The organism is Phenylobacterium sp., from assembly GCF_044236515.1.
Taxonomy (GTDB): domain Bacteria; phylum Pseudomonadota; class Alphaproteobacteria; order Caulobacterales; family Caulobacteraceae; genus Phenylobacterium.
Map to the genome: position 1 here is coordinate 1 of NZ_JBIIGK010000134.1, position 8,208 is coordinate 8,208.

Annotated in this window: 12 protein-coding genes; 3 read left to right on the forward strand and 9 right to left on the reverse strand. The window is 71.2% G+C overall.

Features of this window, described 5'->3' with window-relative positions; all coding sequences use genetic code 11:
- The 5 genes from ACILRF_RS12570 to ACILRF_RS12590 form a co-directional block, all read right to left on the reverse strand.
- Nucleotides 1-895, reverse strand: an 895-nt coding sequence (locus ACILRF_RS12570) for a redoxin domain-containing protein (RefSeq protein WP_395673389.1), incomplete at its 3' end; no start/stop codon positions are given.
- A gap of 18 nt (nt 896-913) precedes the next feature.
- On the reverse strand, nt 914-1,648 hold the full coding sequence (locus ACILRF_RS12575) for an anti-sigma factor family protein (RefSeq protein WP_395673391.1): 735 nt from the start codon (nt 1,646-1,648) through the stop codon (nt 914-916).
- Nucleotides 1,638-2,186, reverse strand: coding sequence for a sigma-70 family RNA polymerase sigma factor (locus ACILRF_RS12580; protein WP_395673393.1), 549 nt, complete (start codon nt 2,184-2,186; stop codon nt 1,638-1,640). Before ACILRF_RS12580 ends, ACILRF_RS12575 begins: the two co-directional genes overlap by 11 nt.
- A 60-nt stretch (nt 2,187-2,246) precedes the next feature.
- Nucleotides 2,247-2,438, reverse strand: a complete 192-nt coding sequence (locus tag ACILRF_RS12585) for a hypothetical protein (protein ID WP_395673395.1) — start codon at nt 2,436-2,438, stop codon at nt 2,247-2,249.
- Nucleotides 2,439-2,498: 60 nt separating this feature from the next.
- Nucleotides 2,499-3,053 (reverse strand): hypothetical protein, encoded by a 555-nt coding sequence (locus ACILRF_RS12590; RefSeq protein WP_395673397.1) that lies wholly within the window; start codon nt 3,051-3,053, stop codon nt 2,499-2,501.
- Nucleotides 3,054-3,139: 86 nt separating this feature from the next.
- Here ACILRF_RS12590 and ACILRF_RS12595 point away from each other — a divergent pair, with 86 nt between their 5' ends.
- On the forward strand, nt 3,140-4,195 hold the full coding sequence (locus ACILRF_RS12595; protein ID WP_395673399.1) for a transcriptional regulator: 1,056 nt from the start codon (nt 3,140-3,142) through the stop codon (nt 4,193-4,195).
- On the opposite strand, the gene ACILRF_RS12600 is transcribed toward ACILRF_RS12595, so the two are convergent.
- The 3 genes from ACILRF_RS12600 to ACILRF_RS12610 are packed head-to-tail and all read right to left on the reverse strand — an operon-like array spanning nt 4,165 to nt 5,874.
- Nucleotides 4,165-5,295 (reverse strand): acyltransferase family protein, encoded by a 1,131-nt coding sequence (locus ACILRF_RS12600; protein ID WP_395673400.1) that lies wholly within the window; start codon nt 5,293-5,295, stop codon nt 4,165-4,167. The two genes, ACILRF_RS12595 and ACILRF_RS12600, sit on opposite strands and share 31 nt — an antisense overlap.
- Nucleotides 5,285-5,608: a hypothetical protein gene (locus tag ACILRF_RS12605; protein ID WP_395673402.1), complete on the reverse strand. Its 324-nt coding sequence runs from the start codon at nt 5,606-5,608 to the stop codon at nt 5,285-5,287. The genes ACILRF_RS12600 and ACILRF_RS12605 overlap by 11 nt, the downstream gene beginning before the upstream one ends.
- Nucleotides 5,605-5,874 carry a DUF2312 domain-containing protein gene (locus ACILRF_RS12610; protein WP_395673404.1) on the reverse strand — a complete coding sequence of 90 codons (270 nt, stop codon included), beginning with the start codon at nt 5,872-5,874 and terminating at the stop codon, nt 5,605-5,607. Before ACILRF_RS12610 ends, ACILRF_RS12605 begins: the two co-directional genes overlap by 4 nt.
- A 132-nt stretch (nt 5,875-6,006) precedes the next feature.
- Between ACILRF_RS12610 and folE the strand changes: the two genes are divergently transcribed.
- Nucleotides 6,007-6,585 (forward strand): GTP cyclohydrolase I FolE, encoded by a 579-nt coding sequence (gene folE, locus ACILRF_RS12615; protein ID WP_395673406.1) that lies wholly within the window; start codon nt 6,007-6,009, stop codon nt 6,583-6,585.
- Nucleotides 6,586-6,695: 110 nt separating this feature from the next.
- Here folE and ykgO read toward each other — a convergent pair whose 3' ends face one another.
- Complete coding sequence (ykgO, locus tag ACILRF_RS12620) at nt 6,696-6,821, reverse strand: type B 50S ribosomal protein L36 (protein WP_056023006.1); 126 nt, start codon at nt 6,819-6,821, stop codon at nt 6,696-6,698.
- A gap of 164 nt (nt 6,822-6,985) precedes the next feature.
- On the opposite strand from ykgO, the gene ACILRF_RS12625 reads away from it, so the two are divergent.
- On the forward strand, nt 6,986-8,208 hold a 1,223-nt coding region (locus ACILRF_RS12625; protein WP_395673408.1), incomplete at its 3' end, for a lytic murein transglycosylase.

Consider the following 8,208-nt stretch of genomic DNA (forward strand, 5'->3'; position numbering starts at 1 on the left):
GCGGCCGGTAGGTGCGCGTGCCGAACTCGGGGAACCGGAGGTCGCCGCCTTCGAACTCCTCGGCGTTCAGGTTGATCGAGCAGGCGAACTGCCGGTGCGCCGTGCCGCCGGTGGTGTTGTCGCGATGCGGCTTGAAGTAGCCGCCCTCGTGCTCGTCGTAGGCGGCTACGATGTAGCGCTCCATCCGCGTCACGCGGAACTGGAAGGCCTTTTCGATCTCGGGCAGCAGCCGGTGAAAGATCCGACTGCGGGTGCGGGCCCGGAGGTCCTCGTCGTCGATCTGCGCGTCGCGTCGCTTCTTGAAATCATCGAGCACGCCGACGGTCTTACCGCCCATCTCCCGCATTACGCCTGATGGGGCGCCGCCGTGGGCATGGTAATAGGCGATCAGCTCCTGGCACAGCTGGCGCTCGAAAACGCGAGGCACGATCAACACCGGCGCATGCAGGCGGACGCCGGCATGGGCGTCCGGGACCGGCAGGGTCTCCAGCACCCGCATCATGTCGTCATAGCGGAGCGGTTCGGCGACGGAGACGACCCGCAGGGTCGGGTCCAGCAGCACCGCGTGCGGGTGTTCGCCGGCCTCGTCGAAAGCGCCGAAGCGGCGGGCGATCTCGCTGTCCGCGTCGAGGAAATAGCGAACGCCCAGGGTCTCGGAATGCGCGGCGTGCAGGATCGGGTCGGGCGTGACGAAGAACAGCATCTGGCGCTGGGGCGCGAAGAGGGCTTCGCGGGCGGTCATGCGATCCACGGTCGCTTCGGCCGCCTGGCGGTCGGCCGGCAGGAAGACCATCAGCACGAAGCGGCCGGCGACGCTGCTGAAGTTGAAGCGCGGGTTCGCGTGGGTCGGCGCATCGAACCACGGCGCCGCGACGCCGAACGGAAGGAAGGGCATCTCAGGGATCCGGGAGGGTCAGGAGGGGAGGTCGGCGCCGGCCATCTGGGCCGCGATGGCCTGAAGGCCGGCGGGCGGCAGGTCGCCGATCAGGGCGAAGCCCTGGCCGTCCTCCTGCCAGTAGGCCACGTGGGTCTCGCCGCCGGCGACGGTGGTGGGGCCGATGGGGTCGTCTTCGCCGGTGCGGAAGGCGAACAGCGAGACCGGGCCGGATCCGGTGGCGAACGACAGGCCGACGCTGGGACCTTCGTCTGAGGGGTAGACCTGGGCGTCGGTCACCTTCCAGCCGGGGGGCCGGGGCGGCAGGGCGATGCGGGTGGCTCGCCGGATTTCCACGGGGTCGTAGCGCGGCGTTTCGGGCTGCGAGGCCATCACGGCGCGCAGGGCGGCGGTGCGGTGGGACATCAGAGCTTCCGAGACGAAGTCCGGCGCCTGGGTCGGCGGGCGGAGGTCGATTTCGCCGAGGCCGTAGCCGACGACGAAGACCGCCAGGCCAGCCGCGGCGCGGGCGGCCCAGCGCCAGTAGCGTCGCGAGGCCAGGCCGCTCTGCAGCCGGCGGGCGGCGGCCATCGCCTGGGGCGAAGGCTCGGCGCAGTCGGCGAAAGCCGATGTTCGTAATGCATGCGCGAGGGCCATGTCGCCCATCACCCGGGCGGCGGCGGCGGGGTCGTGGGCCAGGCGGTTCAGGGCCTGGCGGCGGCCGGCTTCGTCGAGTTGGCCGTCGATGAAGGCGTCGAGGTCGTCAGAGCTCATCCTTGCCTCCTACAACTTTAAGTTTTGTTTGGCCGCCGATACTCGGTACGTCCGGCTCGCCGAGCTGTTCCCGCAGGGCCGCGCGGGCGCGGGAGAGGCGGGACATGACGGTGCCGACCGGCAGGCCGAGCGCCTCGGCGGTCTCCGGGTAGGAGAGGCCCTCGACGCTGACGAGGTGCAGCACGGCGCGATGATCGTCGGAGAGGCGGCGGAACGCGGCCTGCACCAGGGCCAGCTCGGCGGCGTGTTCCTGGGACGGCTCGGCGGTCTGGGCGGCGTCGCGGGCGACGGCGGCCTCGCGCCGGACGCTCGCCCGCTTCTGTCGCTCGGTGCTCACGAAATGGTTGTGCAGGGTGGCGAGCAGCCAAGCCCTGAGGTCGCCGCCGTCGCGGAAGGTGGCGCGCCGGGCGTAGGCGCGCTCCAGCGCCCCCTGCACGAGATCCTCGGCCGCGGCCGGGTCGCGGGCCAGCGCCCGCGCATATCGCAGCATCTGGGGGAGGCAGCCCGCGACGTCGTTAAGGTTCGGCTTGTCGGCCATCACGACACATACGCCGCCGTCGGCCGAACCATTCCCGAGGTCGGGCGGATTTTTTAAGCCTCAGGTCAGCCGGTCGCCGCGACGATCGACGGAGAACAGCCGTCCGGTCTCGGCCAGGACATCGACGCGGGTGCAGTCGGGAAAGGCCGCGAGGACGCCCGGGATAGCCGCCACCACCTCCTTGGCGACCGAGAAGTTGCGCGTCTCGGTCGGGGTGAGACAGTCGGCGTGGAAGACGAGCAACCGGTACATGCCCACTACATTCACCCTGGCCCGCGCGGGTGTCGTCTAAGGGCTTCTACAGTGCCCGGATCATCGGGCGGCCTTGCGGAACAGGGCGGCGGCGACCAGCCACAGGAAGACGAAGCCGCCGGTCAGCACGAAGACCTCGCGCCGCCAGATCGCCTCGCGCGCTTCCGGCCAGAAGATGGCGGCGGCCGGCGGGACGATCAGTTCGGCGACCGCGGCGACGACCATCGCCCGCGCCATTCCCTCGGGCTGGAACCGCGCGACGAAGGCGCCGGCCAGAGCGGCGACCAGGACCGCGAGGTAGAGCAGGTTCGCCGTCTCGTTTTCGCTCCCGATGATTCCAACGGCGCCGGTCAGCCAGATCGAGAAAAAGGCGATGGCCAGCGCCACCGCGACGCCGAGGCGGTAGGCGGCCCGGCCGGACTTGCGCACCGCCAGTTCCAGCAGGCCGCCGATCACGCCGAACAGCATGCCCATGAAGAGGAAGTCGGAGGCCGTCCAGTTCACCTCGTCGGTGAACCGCATGGCGACCAGCGGCGTGGCGAGCAGGACGGCGGCGGCGCCCCAGCCGATCAGGCGCCATGGGATGTTGCGGCGCGAGCCTTGCGCTGCGGTCATTGTCTTTCCTCCTCGCGTGGGTGAGGTTCGCACCCTGGCCGCCCGCGTGGTGAGCGGCATGAGCCGCGCCTGAGGTTTTGCTGAAATTGACCGCCGGCACGTTCCGCTTCTCGCGCTTCGTCCTCGATCCGCAGGACCGCCGCCTGACCCGGGACGGGGCGGCCCTGGCGCTCAACGCCCGCTATTTCGACGCCCTGGCGCTGCTGGTCCGCGAGCAGGGGCGGCTGGTCTCAAAGGACCGGTTCCTGGACGAGGTCTGGCGCGGCGTGCCGGTGACGGACGAGGCGCTGACGCAGTGCATCCGCAACCTGCGCCGCCTGCTGGGCGACGACGCGGCGCGGCCGAAGTTCATCGAGACGGCCCCCAAGCACGGCTACCGGTTCATCGCACCGGTGGAGTGGGTGGTCGACGCGACAGACGGGGCGGCGGCCGTTCGCCGGCCGACGCCCCAGGCCCGGCAAGAGGCGGCGAGGATCGCCGGCGCCGGGATCGGCGGCGGCGGCGCGGCGGGCCTCGTCGGCGGCTTGATCTACGGCTTCGTCGCGGCGGCTGAACCCCTGCAGGTCGGCGGCATATCGGTGGTGCTGGTGCTGATGTGCCTGACGCTGGTCATCGGCCTGATCGGCGGCGCCGGCGTGGCGATCGGCGTCGCCGCCGCCGGGCTCGCGCCCCGTCATGCCGGGGCCTGGCGGGTGGTCGGCGGGGCGGTCGGCGGCCTGGTCGTCGGGGCGGTGGTCAAGGTGCTCGGCCTCGACGCCTTCACCCTGCTGTTCGGCCGCGCGCCCGCGGACATCACGGGCGCAGGCGAAGGCCTGCTGCTGGGGGCCGCGGTCGGGCTGGGCGCCTGCCTCGGATCCACGAAGTCGGTACGGCGGGCGGCGGCGATCGCCGGCCTGGCCGGGGCGGCGGCGGGCGCGGCGATCGCGCTGTTGGGCGGCCGCTTGCTGGGGGGCAGCCTCGATCTGCTGATCCGGAGCTTCCCGGGCGCGCGCCTGCGGCTCGGCCACGTCGGCGCGCTGTTCGGCGAGCCGGGCTTCGGCCCCGTCAGCCAGATCGTTTCCGGGGCGCTGGAGGGCCTGCTGTTCAGCGCCGCCGTGGTCGGCGCCATGGCCTATGCGCGGCGGACCTCGCCCGACCGCTGAACCGTGCCGCGGAACAGGCGATTGGCCAGTGGCTGGACCGCATGCTCGGCGAGCGTCGCGAGCGCCAGGACCAACAGAAGCTGAACCGGCAGCCGGATGGCCGGCGGCAGCGGCGCGAACAACTGCGAGGCCATGATCGGGTAGTGGAAGACGTAGATGGCGTAGGAGACGCCGGCCAGGGAGGTCAGCGGCCAGATGCGACGCGCCTCCCAACCCGGCCGCCGGCGTCGCAGGCCAAGCGCCAGCGCCACGACCACCAGGCCGGCGAGGGCGTGCCGCAGCGGCAGCAGCGGATAGACGCCGGGGGAGACCGCCGCGCCGCGGGCGATTTCCAATGCGGCGATGGCGGCCCAGAGGCCGGCGACAAGGGCCAGAGGCCCAAAGCCCGACCAGGGCGCGGGGCCGCCGCGCAGGTGGAGATGGGCCAGCCGCGCCCCCGCCCACCAGATCGGGAAGTAGGCGACGAACAGCGCCAGCTGGTTGGGGACGGCGGCGTAGGCGAGGACCGCCAGCGCGCCGGCGGCGGCGACATCGCGGTCGCGCAGGCCCTCCGGGCGATAGCGCCACAGGGCGTAGAAGCCGAGGTAGAACCACCATTCGTAGGACAGCGACCACAGCGGGAAATTGCCGCCGAAGATGTCGACGGCGACGCCGGGCTTCAGCGACGAGATGTCCTGCACGAGCAGCAGGTTGCCGAGCAGGGTCGCCAGGTCGGTCCTTACCCGCGGATCGGCGATCGTGCCGGCCAGGGCGGCGCTGAGGGCGATGGCGATCAGGTAGATCGGGAAGATCCGCACCGCCCGCCGGCGCAGATAGGCGCGGAAGCCGGGCTGGGAGGTGCGCTCCTGGGCGAGCGCGATAACGAAGCCGGACAGGACGAAGAAGACGATGACCGCTTCCTGGCCGAAGGCCGTCAGCAGGCGCAGCGGCCCGCCCCAGTCGTTGAGGGCGGCGGCGTGATGGGCGACGACGTAGAGCGCCGCGGCGCCGCGCAGGGCCTCAAGACCGGCAAGCTTTGGTTCGGCGGGCTTTGGTTCGGGGAGCTTTGCGCCCGCGGCCGCGCGCGGCCGGCTCACGTCGCCGGCAAGGTCACGAGGCATCGGAATCGCTTTCCGGGGTCCGCCGGCGGAAGGCGCGGCGCGCCAGCCCCTTCTTCTCGCCCTTCGCCTTGGCGGTGATTTCCTTGAGCTTCACCGTCTGCATGGCCGAGAGCGCCTCGCCGGCCGCACCCTTCTCGGGATCGCCGAAGGCGCGGCCGTAGGTCTTCACCCGCTCCTCGACCGAACCGAGGAACTCGCCCTCCCATTCGGAGAGCTCGACCCCCTCTTTGGCGGCGATGCGGCGGGCGCGTTTGAGCGCGTTGAGCGCCGACCGCCTGGCCTGCGCCTTCCGATCGGGTGGACCGCGCTTCAAATCTCTCCGATGGCCGAGAGGTAGAGGTCGAGGATCGCCTCTTCCTCCTGGCGCTTGGCCCGGTCCTGCTTGCGGATGCGGACGACCTTGCGCAGGACCTTGACGTCGAAGCCGTTGCCCTTGGCCTCGGCGAAGACTTCCTTGATCTGCTCGGCGATCTCCGACTTCTCCTGCTCGAGGCGCTCGATGCGCTCGATGATGCTCTTCAGCTGGGTCTGGGCCGTGGCGTTGAGCACGTCGGAGTGGGCGGAGGCGTCGTCGGCCATGGTGAAGCCTTTTAGGTCAGATGGGCGTTGGCGGAAAGCGCGGGAACCTAGCCGGGGCTTGCGGGCCTGTCACCGCACCTTTGAGCCTTGACTTGAAGCCTCGCCTTGGGGCGGATCGCCGCGGAGGGACCGATGAAGACCAAGCCCACACAGGCTGACGCCGAAGCCGCCGTCCGAACGCTGATCGAATGGGCGGGGGACGACCCCGACCGCGAGGGCCTGATCGAGACGCCCAAGCGGGTGGCCAAGGCCTATCGCGAGCTGTTCGCCGGCTACGAGAGCGATCCGCGCGAGTATCTCGCCCGTACGTTCGACGAGGTCGGCGGGTACGACGAACTCGTGGTGCTCAAGGATATCCGGGTGGTCAGCTTCTGCGAGCACCACATGCTGCCGTTCCTCGGCAAGGCGCACGTCGGCTACCTGCCGTCGAACCGGGTGGTCGGGATCTCCAAGCTGGCCCGCGTCGTGCACGGCTTCGCCCGCCGGCTGCAGATCCAGGAGAAGCTGACGGCCGAGATCGCCGAGGCGATCCAGGACATCCTGCAGCCGAAGGGCGTCGGGGTGGTGATCGTCTCCGAGCACAGCTGCATGACGATGCGCGGGGTCAATACGCCGGGCTCGCGCCTGACGACCAGTCATCTGCTGGGCGAGGTCCGCGACGATCCGCGCACGCGGCAGGAGTTCTTCGAACTGGTGCGGTCGAGCGACTGAGCGTGGTCCCCTCCCCTGCGGGGAGGATCGAAAACGACAAAAAGCCGGTCGTCGCCGACCGGCTTTTTCGTGGGACCTCGACGAGCGGGCGCCTGCGCGCCCGCGCCGGATCAGCCCTGCTTGGCCTTGAAGCGCGGGTCGGTCTTGTTGATGACGTAGACCACGCCCTTGCGGCGCACGAGCTTGCAGTCGCGGTGACGCGTCTTGAGCGACTTGAGCGAGCTTCTGACCTTCATGACCTGTTCTCGGCAAGGCGCGGACAAGCGCGCCATAAGTTCAACAAGAGAGCGGGCGCATATACGGGTAGGCCCGGAGCGAGTCAACGCTTCCAGCTGTGCCGCGTTCGTATCGGGCGCGTTCGGTTGCCAAGGCCGCACGCGGCTCGTTTGATGGGGACATGATGCGTCGTCGGTACCTGCTCGCCCTCTATGTCCTGGCCGGTTGCGCCAGCCCCGCCAACAAGCCGCTGATCCCGACGCCCGGCGTCGCGCCGCCGCCGGCCCCGGCCGTCGCTCCGCCCGCTGCCGCCCCGGCGCCGGTGACGCCGCCGACGGTGTCCGGCGACCAGGTCTTCGACGCCTGGGCGGCGGAGTTCTACGGGCGGGCGGTGAAGGCCGGGGTGTCCCCGGCCGTCGTCGAGCGCGAAATGCGCGGCCTGACGCCGGATCCCCGGGTCGGCGCCCTCGACAGTCGCCAGCCGGAGTTCTCGCGGCCGATCTCCGAGTATCTGAAGGGCGTCGTCACCGGCGGCCGGCTGACCATGGGCCAGTCGCGCCGGACGGCCGAGTACTTCGACGCCATCGAGGGCCGCTATGGCGTGCCGCGCGAAATCCTGCTGGGCATCTGGGCGCTGGAGAGCGGCTATGGCGCCATCCAGGGCGACCGCGACGTGATCCGTTCGCTGGCCACCCTGGCCGCCCAGGGGCGTCGCCGCGCCTGGGCTGAGGGTGAGTTGATCGCCACCCTGAAGATCATCCAGTCGGGCGAGCATCCGCGCGGCCGGCTCGTGGGATCGTGGGCCGGCGCGATGGGCCAGACCCAGTTCATCCCGACGACCTTCCTGTCGACCGCCGTCGACCACGACGGGGACGGCAAGCGCGACATCTGGGGCTCGGCCCCCGACGCCCTGGCTTCCGCCGCCAACCTGCTGGCCAAGGCCGGCTGGGTGCGCGGCCAGAGCTGGGCGCGGGAAGTCACCGTTCCCGAGGGCTTCGACTGGAGCCTGTCGGAAGGCCCGCGGGAGACGCCGGCCTGGTGGGCCGAGCGGGGGGTCGCCCGCGCCGATGGCCTGCCGTGGACGGGCACGGACGCCGAAGCCAAGGCCCAGCTTGTCGCCCCGGCCGGCGCCGCCGGCCCGGCCTTCCTGCTGTTCCCCAATCATTTCGCCATCCGGCGCTACAACAACTCGATCGCCTATGCGCTGGGCGTCGGCATGCTGGCCGACGGGATCGGCGGCCAGGGCGCCCTGGCGAGGTCCTGGCCGGCCGAGGCGCCGATGTCGCTGAGCGATCGGATGACGGCGCAGCGGGCGCTGGCGGCGCTGGGGTTCGATCCGGGGACGCCGGACGGGGTCGTCGGGGCCGGGACGCGCAAGGCGCTGCGCGACTGGCAGAAGTCGCGCGG